Raw genomic sequence first — 15295 nt, forward strand, 5'->3', positions numbered from 1 at the left:
TCGGCGGGTCCGGGCGGAGGCGTAGAATCGTTCTGGTCAAAGATACAGATGGAGCCGCGCACTGCAACAGTGACCATCCCCTTTTCGTCCGGGCGGGTACGCTGGCGCTCCGACCGGGGAGGTGACGTCGTGCTGGACATCCGGTTCTCCCGTGCCCTGCAGGCGATGCTCTACCTGGCCGCGGCCGCGGAGGGCGACGGGGCGACCGTCAGCTCGGGGCGGCTCGCCGAGACCCTCGGGACGAACCCGAGCCTGGTGCGCAAGCTGCTCGTGCCGCTCGGGGCGGGGGGCCTGGTCGAGTCGACGAGGGGGCGCAGCGGTGGTGCCCGGCTGGCCCGTCCGGCCGGGGAGATCACCCTGGCGGAGATCCACCGCTGTGCGGTCGGGGAGAAGCCGCTCTGGGCGTGCAGCCCGGAGACCGAGCACGTCTGCCCGGTCACCCCGCACGCCGCGGCGTACTTCGCCGTGCTGACCGCGGACGTGGAGCGGGCGGTGCAGGCGTCGCTGGAGGGGCGGACGCTGGCCGACGCGCTGCGCGAGATGCGCGGCCTGGAGCGCGCGGCGCGCTAGCCGTCCAGGAAGTCCCGGACCAGCGTGTTCACCTCGTCCGGCGACTCGCGGGCGGACCAGCGGCCGCGTCCGGGCAGCAGTACGAAGCGGGCGCCGGGCACGGCCGCGGCGGCCGCGCGGGTGGTCGCGACGGGCACGCCGGCGTCCCGGTCGCCCTGCAGGAACAGCGTGGGGCACCGGATGTCGGGCAGGCGCGGCCGCAGGTCGACCCGCATCCGGCGGAACCCGATCGAGTCGTTCTGCCAGTCCGAGCTGCCCGCGTTCCCCGACCGGGCCTCGGCGAGGACGGCGTCGACGACGTCGTCCAGGTCGGGGACCCGGTCGGCGTCGCCGAACAGGGCCCGGCGGGTGAACGCGGTGACCACGGACCGGCTGCGGAAGGCCAGGTTCGGCAGGGTCCGCGACAGCAGCGGCACCCGCGCGGTCAGCCACAGCAGCTGGTGCAGCCCGGGCGGGAAGTCGAGCGTCCCGGCCGGGGCGAGCGCCACGACGCGGTCCACCCGGTCGGGGTGCTCGATCGCGGTGGCCAGCGCGAGCGCGCCGCCCTGGGAGAGCCCGACGACGGCGGCCCGCTCGATGCCGAGGTCGTCCAGCACGTCGACGACCGTGCGCAGCAGCACGTCGTGGGTCGCCCGGCCGTGCCACGGGCGGCTGCGGCCCTGCTTCGGCCAGTCCGGGGCGACGACGCGGTGGTCGCGCGCGAGGTCGGGGATCAGGTGACGCCAGCTGAGCAGCGCGTTGTCCAGGCCGGCGCCGGACAGCAGCAGCACCGGGGGGCCGGCGTCGCCCGCGAGGTGGACGTGCAGGTCGCCCTCCGGGCGGGGGATCACGTGGTCGCGCAGGGCGGTCATCGGGTCCTCCCGGTCAGCGGGTCGCGTCGACGACGAAGCTCCGTCCGAGCCCGAGCAGTACCCGGTCCGCGGTGAGCAGCTGCATGCCGTCCTGGTCCGCCTGGGCGATGATGAGCCGGTCGAACGGGTCGTGGCGGACGAGCTCGGGGAAGGCACGCAGGCCCTCGGCGTGGGTGGCCGTCACGTCCAGGACGACCAGCCCCTGCTCCTCCAGCAGCTCCGGGAGCCCGGCCGGGACGTCGAGCTTTCCCAGCATGGCCTTGACGGTGAGTTCCCAGACCGATGCCGCCGAGACGTGGACCGCGGTCGCGGTCCCGACGATCTCGCGGGCCTTCGGGCCGAGCCGTTCGCTGTCGGTGAGGACCCACAGCAGGGCCTGGCTATCGAGGAGCAGCATCGTCGCCGTAGAACATGGCCTGGATGTCCTGGTCGACGCCCTCGAAGTCGGCGTCGTCGTAGCGGACGCCGTCGCGGAGCCCGCCCAGGCGCACGGTCCGGCGCTGGTGCGGCACCAGGTCCGCCACGGGCGTGCCGGCGCGGGAGATGACGATGTGTTCGCCCGCGGCGACGCGCTCCAGCAGTCGGGACAGGTGGGTCTTGGCCTCGTGGATGTTGAACTCGGCGGTCACGGTGTCTCCGTCCGTCGGACCTGGTCCAGCTTAGAGGTCGCGCGGATTGGTTGGTGATCATGGACGTCGTGCAGGTCGGGCGTTCCAGCGGTGTGTGGTCCAGGCCTGCCGAATCAAGCTACGGAGTGTGACGATCGTGTCGGCGAGGTCGAAGAACGCGTCGACGACGATTTCTCGTCGTTCGTAGCAGCGCTGCAGCCGGTTGAAGCTGTTGTGCCAAGCGTTGGTCCGCTCGACGTGCCAGCGGCGGGTGGCCTGGATCGGCGCTTTCTCACCCTTGTGCGCGATCTCGCCGTGCAGGCCTCGTTCGGCCAGCGTGTCGCGGGTCTTGCCGGAGTCATAGCCGGCGTCGAGGTGCACGGTGATGTCGTCGGGCAGCGGGCCGAGAGCATCGAGGCGGTCGAGGGTGGGGCCCAGTAGCGGGGAGTCGTGCCGGTTGGCTCCGGCCAGGACTCGGCCCAGCGGGATGCCGTATCCCTCGACGAGCACCGAACGTTTCATACCCTGTTTGCGCCGGTCCACCGGCGACGGACCGGCGACCTCGCCGCCGCCGGGGGCCTTGGTGATGGCGCCATCGACGGCGATGTCGTGCAGCAGCAGACCGACGATGCGGTCGTAGGCGTCCAGGACGATCCGACGCAGCTGGGCGAAGACCCCGAGCCTGATCCACTCGTCACGACGATCGCGGATGGTGGTCGCCGAGCAGGTGCTGTCAGCGATGCCCTCATACGAGCAGCCGAACCGCAGTACCTGCAGGAGCTTGTCGAACACGATCCGATCCGCGATCCGGCGGCGATGGCAGCCCAGCGGATGGGTGGGATCGAACTCGTCTCGATGAGGCAGCAGCGCGGTGAACTGGTCCCACAACGGCTCGGTCAGCCATGATGGCAGGGTGGGCACGCGGCCTCCAGACGATCACGAAGCGTAGATAACTTCATGATCGGCAGGCCCGTACCCGCCCTCGCCCCCAGACACTCGACCGCGGCCAAGCTGTGACCAATCCGCGCGACCTCTTAGAGGTCATTTCAGAACGAGGTCGACGTGTCTGTTGTAGACGACAAGCGGCTATCTGACCTGCCGTTTGATCTGTCGTCGAGGGGTCAATGGAAACTCGACAAGTCGTTCTGAAACGACCTCTTAGAGCGTCCGGCAGTAGAGGTGGCCGTGTGTCGGTGTTGGTAGAGACACGGACCTGCAAGTGATCATGGGATTGCTGATGTCCTGATGGTCGCCTGGAGGGTCCGTGCCTCTATTGCCAGAATCGCTGATCGACCCCCTCTGGGTCGAGTTCGCTGCCCTGATCGAGGCAGAGCGGCGCCCGGAGTTCGACCCGGCCCATCCGTGGGGATGTCACCGCCGCCGTATCCCCGACCGCCTGGTGTTCGAGCACGTGCTCGCGGCGTTGGTGCACGGCAGCGGCTACGAACGCATTGCCACCCCCGGCTGCTCGGACCGCACGATCCGCCGCCGTCTCGCCCAGTGGGCCGCCGCCGGCGTCGGGGAGCAGGTCCTTCGGGCCGCGCTGGCCGGCTATGACTAGATGATCGGTCTCGACCTCGACGATCTGTCTGCCGACGGAGCGATCACCAAGGCTCCCTGCGGTGGCGAGGTCGCCGGCTGTAACCCGGTCGACCGGGGCAAACAGGGCACCAAACGCTCCGTGGTCTGCGACGGTGCGGGGATCCCGCTGCACCTGATCAGCGCCCGCGCCAATGACCACGACTCGCCGTTGCTGAAACCGACCCTGATCGGGATCTACGACATGATCGGGCCGCTGCCCGAGCGACCGTGCCTGCACCTGGACCGGGGCTATGACTCAGGCAAGACCTGAGCTTCCCCCGGTTTGCCGGAGTGCGGGTTACCTGTCGGCGTCGCGCTGGGCGCGACGATAGTCGTCTTCGTACTCGTCGGGTGAGAGCCCTCCGAGGCGGGCCTGGATCCGGCGCGGGTTGTACCAGCCGTCGAGGTAGCGGATCAGCGCATGCTCGGCCTCGCAGCGGGTCGCGAAGCCCGTCCCGGGCCAGTAGAGCAGCTCGATCTTGAGCGTGGACCACAGGTTCTCGGCGAGGGCGTTGTCATAGCTGTCCCCTGTGGACCCTGTCGACGGGGCGACACCCGCGTCGACCAGGCGCTGAGTGAATCGCAGTGCCGTGTATTGGGCCCCCTTGTCGCTGTGAAAGATCAACTGACCGGGACGCAGGCTCCGGGAGCGCAGCGCGTGGTTGAGCGCGGTCAGCACCAGCACCGTCGTGGCTCGCGGGTCGGTGGCCCAGCCGACGACCCGGTTGGAGAACGCGTCCCGCACCGAGGCCAGCCACAACACGCCCTCACCGGTGACGATGCGAGTCAGGTCCGCCACCCACACCCGGTTGGGCGCGGTCGCGGTGAAGTCGCGTTCGAGCAGGTCCGGCGCCGGGCGGTGGGCCGGATTCTGCCGGGTCGAGCCGCCCTTCCAGCCGCGACGCAGGTGCGCGCCCTGAAGGCCGTGCTCGCGCATGATCCGAGCGACGCGCTTGCGCCCGACGTGCACGCCCTGGCGGCGCAGCTCCAGCCACACCCGCGGGGATCCGTAGGTGGTGGCGAACTCGCTCACCGAGCGGATCTTCACGATCTGCTCAAGCAGGACGGCGTCGTCGAGCTGCCGCTGAGAGGGGTTCGCGCGGCGGGCGCGCCAGTCGTAGTAGGTCGAGGCCGCGATGTTCAGGACCCGTAGTACGAGACCGGCGGGGAAATCATGGGCATCGACGAAGCTCATGATTTCCTCCGGGTCGGGCCGATCTCGCTGGCGAAATAGGCGCTCGCCGCGCGCAGGACCTCGTTGACCCGCCGCAGCTCAGCGTTCTCCCGCGCGAGCCGGCGGTTCTCGGCGAGCATGTCGGTCGACGGCCGATCATGGCGCTCGCCGGTGTCTGCCTCGGCCTGACGGACCCAGTTGCGCAGGGCCTCGTGATGCACCCCGAGCTGCTCGGCGAGCCCCCGGAACGTCGGGCGAGGGTCGGACTCCCGATACAGCCGAACCGCTCGTTCGCGCAGCTCATCGGGGTACTTTTTCGGTGCGGGCACCAGTGCCTTCCTTCCTGGCCCTCAAGATCGAACCAGTGTTCAGACACTCCGGCAAAGCGGGGGAACCTCAAGCGTCGAGACGTCGTAGAGCACCAACGACGCCGGCCCCAGCGCCGCATGCGCGGCGCAGGCCGCGGCCAGCCCACGCCGCCAGCTGTCGTCGGCATAGCGCTGCAAACGGCGTTTCACCGTGGCATAGGAGACGGTCTCGACACCCGCCTCGGCCAGGACACGCAGGCTGTCGAGCTTGCTGGTCGCCTCGATGATCCGCGCCAGCACCAGGTGACAGAACACCTCATCGCCGCTGGTCGCAACGTCAAAACCGAGCTGGCCGTAGGCCGCGTTGAGCGCGTCCCACAGCGGAGTCATCCGCGAGGAGGCGATCGGCAACGGCCCCGATCCACTCGCCGCCGCCACAGCAGCACCGGCCTCGCCCAGGTCGAGTTCCAGCTCGCCCTGTCCACCGGCCAGGCGCTGGCGGGCCGCAGCCTTGAGCGCTTCGACCGCGTCCGGGTCGTGGGCGGAGCCCAGGTGCTCGATATCGCGGGAGCCAGCCCGTGAGCCGTGCACGATCTGGACCGCAGTCGCTCCCGACCCGGTCCGCACCGTGCGCACGTACGCCACAGACCCGAGCCTACGAACCCTCGTTTAGACGTCGTTTCAGAAGTGGTGGGCCCGGTTCTGCCGGTGACGGCGGGGCTGGCAGCATCGGCTGATGGTCGCGCCTCGTGTGTCTGAGAAGACGAAGATTTTCGAGTTGGAGATCGTCCTGACCGAGGTGGTGCCGGCGGTCCGGCGTCGGGTGCAGGTGCCGGGCGAGGTCGACTTGGCGGTGTTACACGAGGTGGTGCAGTCAGTGATGGGCTGGACGAACTCTCATCTGCACGAGTTCGAGATCGTCGGGCGCCGCTACGGGATCCCAGACCCGGACTGGCCCGGACAGGATGTCGCCGACGAGACGAAAGAGAAGCTGTTTCGGCTGGTCAAGGCTGGTGACCGGTTCGGTTACGTCTACGACTTCGGTGACAACTGGGCCCACGAGATCACCGTCGAGGCGGTCGCGGCCGTCGAGCCGGGAGTGTGCTATCCGCGATGCGTCGCCGGGCAGGGGGCGTGCCCGCCCGAGGACGTCGGCGGGATCGGGGGGTATGAGGACTTCCAGGCCGTGCTCGCCGACCCTGACCATCCCGACCGCGCCGAGCGCCTGGAGTGGGCGGGCGGGCCGTTCGACCCGCACCGCTTCGACCCTGACGAGGCCGACCGGGCCTTGGAGTGGCTGGCCTGGCGGCCGCTGGCCCCGACCTCGTAGGCGAGTGCCTCAGCGAGGGCTGGGTCGACCATCACTTCGGCTTCGGCTTCGGCTTGGTGAGGCGGCGGTGGCAGATCAGGGCGCAGGCCAGCGATAACAGCGCGGTGATCGTGGATTCGGCGCGGTCGTAGCGCAGCGCGAGGCGGCGGAAGTCCAGCAGCCAGGACATGGTGCGCTCGACGACCCAGCGGACCCGCCCGAGCCGGGTGGAGTCCTCGATCCCGCGCCGGGCGATCCGCACCCCGATCCCACGCCCACTCAGGTAGCGGCGGCAGCGGGGATAGTCGTAGCCCTTGTCGGCGTGCACCTTGTCCGGCCGACGTCGCGGACGCCCCGGCTGTCCCGCCCGTTCGCGGACGCCGGGGTTGGTGTCCAGCAGCGGGGCGAGCATCCGACTGTCGTGGGCGTTCGCCCCGGTGACCAGCGCATGCAGCGGGAGCCCGCCTCGGTCGCAGAGCACGTGGTACTTGCTGCCCGCCTTCCCGCGATCGGTCGGCGAGGGCCCGGTGGCCTCGCCGCGGCGCTTGGCCCGCACGCTCACGCTGTCCACCGCCGCCCGCGACCAGTCCAGCAGGCCCTGCTGGGCGAGGCGGTCGAGCATCACCCGGTGCAGCTGGGCCCAGACCCCGGCCTGCTGCCACTGCCGTAGCCGCCGCCAGCAGGTCACTCCGGACCCACAGCCGAGCTCGGCGGGCAGCGCGTTCCAGCTGATCCCGGTCTTGAGCACGAACACGATCCCGGCCAGAGCGGCCCGATCCGGCACCCGCGGACGGCCTGTCCGTCCCCGCTTGTGCTTGCGCGGCTTGGGCAGCAGCGGCTCCACCAGCGCCCACAGCTCGTCGCTCACCAATCGCTCGACACAAGATCGCCGCGCCACGACCGGACATGATCAGCTACCAGCGCCGATCCACACAGGACCGACACGCCGACTTCTGAAACGACCTCTAAGAGGTCATTTCAGAACGAGGTCGACGTGTCTGTTGTAGACGACAAGCGGCTATCTGACCTGCCGTTTGATCTGTCGTCGAGGGGTCAATGGAAACTCGACAAGTCGTTCTGAAACGACCTCTAATACTCCAGCCGCACTTCGTTAGCTGAGCTGTCTTCGTCGTCGATAGTGGCTTTCGCGGGCTCGGTGTTGGTGGCGACGTCGCCAGGTCGACCAGGCCCAGCACGGCGCCTGGGTGGGAATGTGGATCAGAGGTGCCAGGAGACGTCGGATCTCGGCGAGGGTGAGCGGGATGAGCCCGTGATCAGGTCTTTTGGGGCGATCGCCGCGGTGACCGAGAGGTAGGCGTGGGCGAGAATAGCCAGGGTGACGTGGCGGTACCAGGCGTCGTAACGCCGCACTTGATAGTGGTCGAGCCCGACCTCGTTCTTCGCGGTCTGGAAGCACTCCTCGATCGCCCACCGCGTGCCGGCGACGCGGATGAGGTCGTCGTCGGTGGTGCCGGGCGGGCCGGCGCACAGGTAGTAGGCCAGATCGGGCTCCTCGCCGGCGGAGAGCTGTGTGTCGGTGAGGATCTGACGTCGGACCAGTAGCCATCGGCCCCATCCGGCCGGGGCGTTCTCGGGCGGATACAGCGAGGCCACGGCCCAGTCGTAGAAGCGTTCTCCCTTCACACCCGGACCGGCTGAGCGGCGCTTCCACGCCCGTCCGGGAGCGCGGGCGACCAGGTCGTCGGCCCGTCGTGAGCCGCTGATCTGACAGATGTCGGCGTCCAGGGACAACGGGACGGACTGGCTGCGCGGAACCGCGACGACGTAGCCGATCCGGCGCTGCTCGCACCAGGTGCGGAACTTGTAGTCCTGCCCGTATGCCTCGTCCGCGGTCACCCATCCTGCGGGAACCCCGGCATCGAGGGCACGGCCGAGCATTTCCTTGGCCAGCGTGGCCTTGGTGGCGAACTCGATCTCCTCAGGCACCGCCGCGGCTCGGCAGCGTTCCCGATCACCGGTCCAGGACTTGGGCAGGTAGAGCTCGCGGTCGATCAACGTCCGGCCCTTGCTCGTGGCATAGGCACAGAAGACTCCGAGCTGGCAGTTCTCCACCCGCCCGGCAGTGCCCGAGTACTGGCGCTGCACCCCCGCCGACTTCGTCCCCTTCTTCAGGAACCCGGTCTCATCGACGATCAGCACCCCACCGGACTCGCCGAGGTGCTCGACGACGTAATCCCGCAGGTCATCACGGACACCGTCGACATCCCAGGTCGCGGAGTTGAGCAGCCGCTGCATCCCATCCGGAGTCGTGTCACCGGCGACCTCGGCCAGCGTCCACCCGTTCTTCCCCGCCAACGGCGCCAACAACCCCCGCACATACGCCCGCGCCCGACGCCGCGGTTCCGTCCGGAAGAACCGGCCCGCCACCAGCCCGAACAGCCCATCCAGGCCACCGGCCCACGCCTCGAGATCCTCCTCCACCTGCACAAGATCGAAGCTTAGCGCACATCAACATCACAAACTGCGGCTGGAGTACTAAGCCGAACGGGTAGCGCTAGCCTGATCGTGTGGCTATGGCTCTCATCACCGGCGGCGGCTCGGGTCTCGGCGCGGCACTGGCCGACCGACTGGCCGCGCGCGGACACGACCTCCTGTTCGTCACCCGCGACCCCGACCGGGTGGCCGATCCCGCCCGGGCGCTGTCCGTCCGGTACGGCGTCCGGGCCGACGTCCTGGTCGCCGACCTCGGTACCCGGCACGGCCTGTTCCGCCTGGAGGCCTACCTCACCGGCCCCGAGGCGCCCGCCGTGGACGTCCTGGTCCACGATGCGTTGTCCGAGGCACCCGGCATCGCCTCGGTCGCGCCCGAGGAGCAGCAGGCCCGGATCGGTCTCGGCGTGACGGCGACGATGCGCCTCACCCACGCCGCCCTCCCCGGCATGCTGCGCCGCCGCGCCGGCGGGATCGTCGCCCTCGGCGGGTCCTGCGCCCCGGCCGACGGACCCGCGACCGAGTGGGCGGTCTCCTTCGTCTCCGCGCTGGCCCCGACCGTGCTGGCCGGCGGGGTGCGGGTCGTCGCCGTCCGCGCCGACGACCGGGCGTACTGGGGCGCGGCGGCGGCCGAGGCCGTCCTGGCCGACCTCGACGCCGGCGTCGTCGTCAGCGAGCCGCAGGCCGAGCCGCGCCGCCCGATGGCGGGCCGGCGTGCGGTCTCGGCCGGGGTCCGTGCCGCCCGCCGCGGCGTGGAGCTGCTCGCGGACGCGACCTGGACGCCGCCCGCACCGGTGGCCGCTCCGGTGACGGCGCCCGTCGCGCCGGCCACCGTGGTCGGCTCCGTTCCGCAGCCCTCACCCGGGGAGCTGCTGGGCGGCGCGACCGGACGGACCGCGGTCCGGCTGCCCGACCTGCCGTCGCGCCCGGGAGCGGGCCGCGCGGTCTCCGCGGCCACCGACTGCGGCCGGCACTGGGCGGCCGGGTCGACGCGGACCGCGCAGCAGCGCGCCCGTGCCGCCGCCGCGGCCCGCGACCGCTCGCGCAGCCACCAGGACTCCGCGCACACCACGGCGACGGTCACCAGCTCCTGACCGACCGCGGGAGCGGCGCGGGATGATGTCCCGGTGACGACCACCGGGACCCCGCCGCTGCCGAAGGCCGAGCTGCACCTGCACATCGAGGGCACGCTCGAACCCGAGACCGTGTTCGAGCTGGCCCGCCGGCACGACGTCGAGCTGCCGCACGCCTCGGTGGAGGACCTGCGGGCCGCCTACGACTTCGCCGACCTCCAGTCCTTCCTCGACGTCTACTACGCCAACATGGCCGTCCTGCGGACCCGCGACGACTTCGCCGAGCTCGCGTCGGCGTACCTGCGGACCTGCCCGGAGCAGGGCGTCCGGCACGTCGAGATGTTCTTCGACCCGCAGGCGCACACCGCTCGCGGCGTCCCGATCGGCGACGTCGTCGGGGGCCTCACCGACGCGATCGACCACCACGCGGGCGAGGTCTCCGCGGGCCTGATCCTGTGCTTCCTGCGCGACCGGTCGGCGGCCGAGGCCGAACAGACCCTGCGGGCGGCGGAGCCGTACCTGGACCGGATCGTCGGGGTCGGGCTCGACTCGGCCGAGGTCGGGCACCCGCCGTCGAAGTTCGTCTCCGTGTTCGACCGCGCCCGCGAGCTGGGGCTCAAGCCGGTCGCGCACGCCGGGGAGGAGGGGCCGGCCGGCTACGTCACCGAGGCGCTCGACGAGCTGGGGGTGCTGCGGGTCGACCACGGCATCCGCGCCATCGAGGACGACGCGCTGGTCGCCCGCCTGGTGCGTGAGCGCACCCCGCTGACGGTCTGCCCGCTGTCCAACGTCCGGCTGGCCTGCGTCCCCGGCATCGGGCTGCACCCGCTGCCGGAGATGCTCGCGGCCGGGCTGAACGTGTCGGTGCACTCCGACGACCCGGCCTACTTCGGCGGGTACGCCGACGCGAACTACGCCGCGGTCCGCGAGGGACTCGGCTTCACCGACGAGCAGCTCCGCACGCTGGCCACGAACTCGTTCACCTCGTCGTTCCTCGACGACGTGGCCACGGAGCGCCTGATCGGTGAGGTCGACGCCTGGGGCGCCGACCGCTAGGCCGTCGCGGCGAGCCGGACCGGGCGCAACGGATGCAGCGGGCGCCCGGCACCGGTCCGGCCCCGCTCGACGTCGAACGGCGACAGCCGGAACCGCCGGGTGCGCAGCTGGTACTCCGCGGTGTTCGCCGGCCACATGACGACGTTGACGCCCTCGTCGTTCTGGTAGTAGCTCGCGCAGCCGCCGGTCTCGTACACGGTGCGGGCCGAGCGGCGCCGGATCCGCCGGGTCCACCGCTCCTCGACGGAGGGGTTCACGTCGAGCGCGCGGATGCCCTCGGCCGCCATCCGGCACACGGCGTCGGCGACGTAGCGCGCCTGCGCCTCGGAGAACAGCAGTGTCGAGCTGGCCCCGCTGGTGGCGTTCGGGCCCTGCATGAGGAACAGGTTGGGGAAGCCGGGGTAGCTCATTCCCAGGTAGGCACGCGGGTAGGCGCCCCAGTGGTCGTGCAGCGAGCGACCGTGCGCGTCGTGGATGCGGCGCGCGATCGGTGCGGTCGCCCCCACCTCGAACCCGGTGGTCAGCACGATCGCGTCGACCTCCGCGCGGCTGCCGTCGCCGGAGACGACGGTCCGCCCCTCGACCCGGGCGAGCCCGCCGGTGTGCAGCGTCGTGTTCGGCGCGCTCACCGCGGGCAGGTAGTCGTTCGAGACCAGCGGCCGTTTGCAGGCGTAGTCGAAGTCGGGGGTCAGCCGGGCCCGCAGGCGCGGGTCGGGGGTCTGCGCCGCGAGGTGCCTGCGGCCGACGCGGGTGAGCGCCTCGCGCAGCAGCCGTGAGCGCCGGGTGGCGGCGAGCAGCTCGGCACCCACGTAGATGACGTCGAACTGCATCCGGCACAGCAGGGGGTTCGCCGCCAGGGCACGACGGGTGCGCTCGCCGACCGGACGCTCGGGCTTGGGCAGGATCCAGGCCGGGGTGCGCTGCAGGACGTGCAGCTCGGCGACGCGCGGCTGCAGCTCGGGCACCAGCTGCACCGCCGTCGCCCCCGTCCCGACGACCGCGACGCGCGAACCGGCGAGGTGTGCGTCGTGGTCCCAGCGGGCGGAGTGGAACACCGGCCCGGGGAAGTCGGCGAGACCCTCGACGTCGGGCAGCTTCGGGTCGGCGACCAGCCCGGCCGCGCTGACCAGCACGTCCGCGGTGAACTCCCCGGACGGCGTCGTGATCCGCCAGCGGGCGCCGACGGGGTCCCAGCGCGCGGAGAGCACGTCGGCGTCGAAACGGACGTGGTCGAGCAGCCCGGTCGAGCGGGCCAGCCGCCGTGCGTAGTCCTGCACCTCGTGGCCGGGCGCGTAGAGGTCGCTCCAGTCCGGGTTGGTCATGGCGCGCAGCTGGTAGAGCGGCGAGGGCGTGTCGACCCCGACGCCGGGGTAGGTGTTGTCGCGCCACACCCCGCCGACGTCGTCGGCCCGCTCCAGCAGGACGAAGTCGTGCACACCCCGCCGCAGCAGGGCCAGGCCCACGGCGAGTCCGGTGAAACCCGCCCCGACGACGGCGACCCTGGAGTGACGGGGCGACGGGCCGCTCGGCGCGTCGGAGGCGCCGGGGGAAGCGGGATCGACCGGCCGCTGGATCGGCAGCGCCTCGGACGTCATGGGCTCGACGGTAAAGGCTTCGTGATGCAGCGGCACGCGAGAGCGGCCCGTCTCACGAGGTCGCCGCACACCCCTGTCGCACGGGTCACACCCGACGCGTCGGTGACCGTCGCGCCTGCGCCGGTCGGGTGCGGACGCACTACGCTCCCCGGGTGCCCTCCGTCATGATCACGGGCGCGTCGTCGGGGATCGGGGCCGCGTTCGCCGATCGGCTCGCCGCCGACGGCCGCGACCTCGTGCTGGTGGCGCGCGACGCCGACCGTCTCCAGGCCGCCGCCCAGCGTTACCGCGACCTCGGGGTGGCGGTCGAGGTGCTGCCGGCCGACCTGTCGGAGCCGGACCAGCGGGCCCGGGTCGTGCGCCGCCTCGCCGATCCCGACGTCGCGCCGGTCGACCTGCTCGTCAACAACGCCGGGCTCGCGCTGGGCTCCTCGTTCCTGGACCTCGACGCGGCCGACCTGGCCCGCCAGCTGCAGGTCAACGTGGCCGCCGTGCTGGAGCTGACCCGGGCCGCGCTGCCCGGGATGGTGGACCGCGGCACCGGCGCGGTGCTGAACGTGGCCAGCGTGGCGGGCTTCCTGGCCGGGCGCGGGTCCACCTATCCGGCCGACAAGGCCTGGGTCATCTCCTTCACCGAGGGTGTCGCCGCGTCGCTGCAGGGCACCGGCGTGCGCGCGATGGTGCTGTGCCCCGGCTACGTGCGCACCGAGTTCCACGAGCGGGCCGGCATCGACGTCGGCGCCCGTCGCGGCCCGCTGTGGCTGGAGGCCTCGCAGGTCGTCGACGAGGCGCTCGCCGACCTCGCCCGGGGCCGGGTCGTCTCGGTGCCCTCCACGCAGTACAAGGCGATCGTGGGGGTGACCGGGGTGCTGCCCCGCGGCCTCCTGCGACGCATCACGGCGACGTTCGACAGGGATCGCACATGAGCTCCGCACACACCGACCGCTCCCGGCTCGCCGCGCTGGTCCGGGAGATCGCCGTCGTCCACGAGCGGGTCACGCTCTCCTCCGGGGCGGAGGCCGACTACTACATCGACCTGCGCCGCGTCACGCTGCACCACGAGGCGTCGCCGCTGATCGGACGGCTGCTCCGCGAGCTCACCGCGGACTGGACCTACCGGTCGGTCGGCGGGCTGACGCTGGGCGCGGACCCGGTCGCGACGGCGGTGCTGCACGCGGCGGCGGCCGAGCCGGACACCGACCCGGTGGACGCCTTCGTCGTCCGCAAGGAGACGAAGAAGCACGGCATGCAGCGGCTCATCGAGGGCCCGGACATCACCGGTCGTCCGGTGCTCGTCGTCGAGGACACCTCCACCACCGGCGGGTCGGTCCTGACCGCGGTCCGTTCGGTGCTGGAGGCCGGCGCCGACGTGGTCGGCGTGTGCACCGTCGTCGACCGCGACACCGGCGCCCGGCAGGCCGTCGAGGCCGAGGGCGTGCCCTACCGCGCGCTGCTGGGGTTGGCCGACCTGCAGCTGGGATGAGCGACCCCGGGCCCAGCGAGTGGTCGGTCCCCGGGCAGGTCGGGGTCGGCCCGTGGGCCGGCTCGTGGCCGCGGGGCGACCACTGGGACCCGGAGCTGCTGGAGCAGGGGGACCGGCGCAACGTCGTCGACCGCTACCGCTACTGGCGCCGCGAGGCGGTCGCGGCGGATCTGGAGCGCCGCGCGCACCCGTTCCACGTGGCGATCGAGAATCTCGGCCACGACCACAACATCGGCACGGTGGTCCGCACGGCGAACGCGTTCGGCGTCGCCGGTGTGCACATCGTCGGGCGGCGCCGGTGGAACCGTCGCGGCGCGATGGTCACCGACCGCTATCTGCGACTGCACCACCACGCCGACGCCGGCGGGCTGGTCGCGTTCGCGCAGGAGCACGACCTGGCCGTGGTCGCAGTGGACAACGTGCCGGGCGCGGCCCGGCTGGAGCGGACGTCGCTGCCGCGGGACTGCGTCCTCGTGTTCGGCGCCGAGGGCCCCGGCCTGTCACCGGAGCTGCGTGAGGCCGCCGACCTGGCGGTGTCGATCGCCCAGTTCGGCTCGACGCGGTCGGTCAACGCCGGTGTGGCCTCCGGGATCGTGATGCACGCGTGGATCCGGGAGCACGCGGACCTGTCCGACGCCTGGTGATCAGCACGTTTCCGCCCCGGACGGGGCGGAAACGTGCTGATCGATGCTCAGTTGCCGTGCCGGGCGGCATGGCGGGGCGGCCGGTGGTGTGGCGGTAGGGCGGCTCCGCACCGTTCTGCGGGCCGGGACCGTGCGGCGGCACTGCGCCACCGCGCTGTGGTGCGGCCCCGCCGTGCTGCGGGGCACGACCGGACTGCGGAACGTACGGGGCCTGCCCGCCCCGGGGGTGCCCGGCCTGCGGCGCCGGGCCGTTCCCGACGGCCGGCATCTGCATGGTGGCGGCGGCCGGGTCGTCGTCGGCCGGGTGCCCGGCGACGGTGGCGGCGGCCGCACCGGTGGCGGCGCCGGCGACGCCGTCGACCGGGCCCGCGGGGCCCCCGCGCCTGGACGCGGCCCGCGCCCGGAGCACCTCGAACACGATCGGCAGCACCGAGACCAGCACGATCGCGATCAGGATGAGGTCGATGTGCTCGCGGACGAACGCGAACTGCCCCAGGAAGTAGCCCAGCACCGTCACCCCCGCCGCCCACGCGACCCCGCCGATCAGCGAGTACGTCAGGTAGCGCCGCGGGTCCATCCGCGCGACGCCCGC

General features: G+C 71.9%; 16 protein-coding genes and 3 pseudogenes. 8 read left to right on the plus strand and 11 right to left on the minus strand.

Annotated features, from left to right (window positions below; genetic code table 11):
- Positions 1-129: 129 nt before the first annotated feature.
- Positions 130-570 carry an Rrf2 family transcriptional regulator gene (locus tag KPF47_RS33620; RefSeq protein WP_224392758.1) on the plus strand — a complete coding sequence of 147 codons (441 nt, stop codon included), beginning with the start codon at positions 130-132 and terminating at the stop codon, positions 568-570.
- On the opposite strand, the gene KPF47_RS33625 is transcribed toward KPF47_RS33620, so the two are convergent.
- The 4 genes from KPF47_RS33625 to KPF47_RS33640 are packed head-to-tail and all read right to left on the minus strand — an operon-like array spanning position 567 to position 2950.
- Positions 567-1421 carry an alpha/beta fold hydrolase gene (locus tag KPF47_RS33625; RefSeq protein WP_224392759.1) on the minus strand — a complete coding sequence of 285 codons (855 nt, stop codon included), beginning with the start codon at positions 1419-1421 and terminating at the stop codon, positions 567-569. The two genes, KPF47_RS33620 and KPF47_RS33625, sit on opposite strands and share 4 nt — an antisense overlap.
- 13 nt (positions 1422-1434) lie before the next feature.
- Entirely contained in the window at positions 1435-1818 is a 384-nt protein-coding gene (locus tag KPF47_RS33630; protein WP_224392760.1) for a type II toxin-antitoxin system VapC family toxin, read from the minus strand.
- The gene (locus tag KPF47_RS33635) at positions 1802-2050 is read right to left on the minus strand and encodes a type II toxin-antitoxin system Phd/YefM family antitoxin (protein ID WP_224392761.1); all 249 of its coding nucleotides are present in this window, start codon (positions 2048-2050) and stop codon (positions 1802-1804) included. The genes KPF47_RS33630 and KPF47_RS33635 overlap by 17 nt, the downstream gene beginning before the upstream one ends.
- A gap of 57 nt (positions 2051-2107) precedes the next feature.
- Positions 2108-2950, minus strand: coding sequence for an IS5 family transposase (locus KPF47_RS33640; RefSeq protein WP_224386276.1), 843 nt, complete (start codon positions 2948-2950; stop codon positions 2108-2110).
- Between the two features lie 343 nt (positions 2951-3293).
- Between KPF47_RS33640 and KPF47_RS33645 the strand changes: the two are divergent.
- Positions 3294-3878: pseudogene (locus KPF47_RS33645) on the plus strand (IS5/IS1182 family transposase); the annotation flags it as partial.
- A gap of 30 nt (positions 3879-3908) precedes the next feature.
- On the opposite strand, the gene KPF47_RS33650 reads toward KPF47_RS33645, so the two are convergent.
- From KPF47_RS33650 to KPF47_RS33660, 3 genes and pseudogenes are all read right to left on the minus strand, one after another.
- On the minus strand, positions 3909-4805 hold the full coding sequence (locus KPF47_RS33650; RefSeq protein WP_224388541.1) for an IS3 family transposase: 897 nt from the start codon (positions 4803-4805) through the stop codon (positions 3909-3911).
- Entirely contained in the window at positions 4802-5113 is a 312-nt protein-coding gene (locus KPF47_RS33655; RefSeq protein WP_224388530.1) for a transposase, read from the minus strand. The genes KPF47_RS33650 and KPF47_RS33655 overlap by 4 nt, the downstream gene beginning before the upstream one ends.
- 69 nt (positions 5114-5182) lie before the next feature.
- A pseudogene (locus KPF47_RS33660) lies at positions 5183-5719 on the minus strand (IS1634 family transposase); the annotation flags it as partial.
- 109 nt (positions 5720-5828) lie between these two features.
- Between KPF47_RS33660 and KPF47_RS33665 the strand changes: the two are divergent.
- Entirely contained in the window at positions 5829-6422 is a 594-nt protein-coding gene (locus KPF47_RS33665) for a plasmid pRiA4b ORF-3 family protein (protein WP_224386178.1), read from the plus strand.
- 31 nt (positions 6423-6453) lie between these two features.
- On the opposite strand, the gene KPF47_RS33670 is transcribed toward KPF47_RS33665, so the two are convergent.
- The gene (locus tag KPF47_RS33670) at positions 6454-7299 is read right to left on the minus strand and encodes an IS5 family transposase (RefSeq protein ID WP_224386382.1); all 846 of its coding nucleotides are present in this window, start codon (positions 7297-7299) and stop codon (positions 6454-6456) included.
- Between the two features lie 320 nt (positions 7300-7619).
- On the minus strand, positions 7620-8843 hold the full coding sequence (locus KPF47_RS33675; protein ID WP_374108783.1) for an IS701 family transposase: 1224 nt from the start codon (positions 8841-8843) through the stop codon (positions 7620-7622).
- Between the two features lie 92 nt (positions 8844-8935).
- On the opposite strand from KPF47_RS33675, the gene KPF47_RS33680 reads away from it, so the two are divergent.
- Together KPF47_RS33680 and KPF47_RS33685 are read left to right on the plus strand one after the other, a co-directional pair.
- The gene (locus KPF47_RS33680) at positions 8936-9946 is read left to right on the plus strand and encodes an SDR family NAD(P)-dependent oxidoreductase (protein ID WP_224387603.1); all 1011 of its coding nucleotides are present in this window, start codon (positions 8936-8938) and stop codon (positions 9944-9946) included.
- A gap of 33 nt (positions 9947-9979) precedes the next feature.
- Positions 9980-10981 carry an adenosine deaminase gene (locus KPF47_RS33685; RefSeq protein ID WP_224387604.1) on the plus strand — a complete coding sequence of 334 codons (1002 nt, stop codon included), beginning with the start codon at positions 9980-9982 and terminating at the stop codon, positions 10979-10981.
- Here KPF47_RS33685 and KPF47_RS33690 read toward each other — a convergent pair.
- On the minus strand, positions 10978-12576 hold the full coding sequence (locus KPF47_RS33690) for an NAD(P)/FAD-dependent oxidoreductase (RefSeq protein WP_224387605.1): 1599 nt from the start codon (positions 12574-12576) through the stop codon (positions 10978-10980). The genes KPF47_RS33685 and KPF47_RS33690 overlap by 4 nt on opposite strands.
- 152 nt (positions 12577-12728) lie before the next feature.
- Here KPF47_RS33690 and KPF47_RS33695 point away from each other — a divergent pair, with 152 nt between their 5' ends.
- Genes KPF47_RS33695 through KPF47_RS33705 form a run of 3 tightly spaced genes read left to right on the plus strand, consistent with a single transcriptional unit; the run spans position 12729 to position 14703 of the window.
- Complete coding sequence (locus KPF47_RS33695; RefSeq protein WP_224387606.1) at positions 12729-13502, plus strand: SDR family oxidoreductase; 774 nt, start codon at positions 12729-12731, stop codon at positions 13500-13502.
- Complete coding sequence (gene pyrE, locus KPF47_RS33700; RefSeq protein ID WP_224387607.1) at positions 13499-14059, plus strand: orotate phosphoribosyltransferase; 561 nt, start codon at positions 13499-13501, stop codon at positions 14057-14059. Before KPF47_RS33695 ends, pyrE begins: the two co-directional genes overlap by 4 nt.
- Positions 14056-14703: an RNA methyltransferase gene (locus tag KPF47_RS33705; RefSeq protein WP_224387608.1), complete on the plus strand. Its 648-nt coding sequence runs from the start codon at positions 14056-14058 to the stop codon at positions 14701-14703. Before pyrE ends, KPF47_RS33705 begins: the two co-directional genes overlap by 4 nt.
- On the opposite strand, the pseudogene KPF47_RS33710 reads toward KPF47_RS33705, so the two are convergent.
- A pseudogene (locus KPF47_RS33710) lies at positions 14627-15295 on the minus strand (hypothetical protein); the annotation flags it as partial. The gene KPF47_RS33705 and the pseudogene KPF47_RS33710 overlap by 77 nt on opposite strands.

This window comes from Pseudonocardia sp. ICBG1293 (assembly GCF_020131355.1).
Taxonomy (GTDB): domain Bacteria; phylum Actinomycetota; class Actinomycetes; order Mycobacteriales; family Pseudonocardiaceae; genus Pseudonocardia.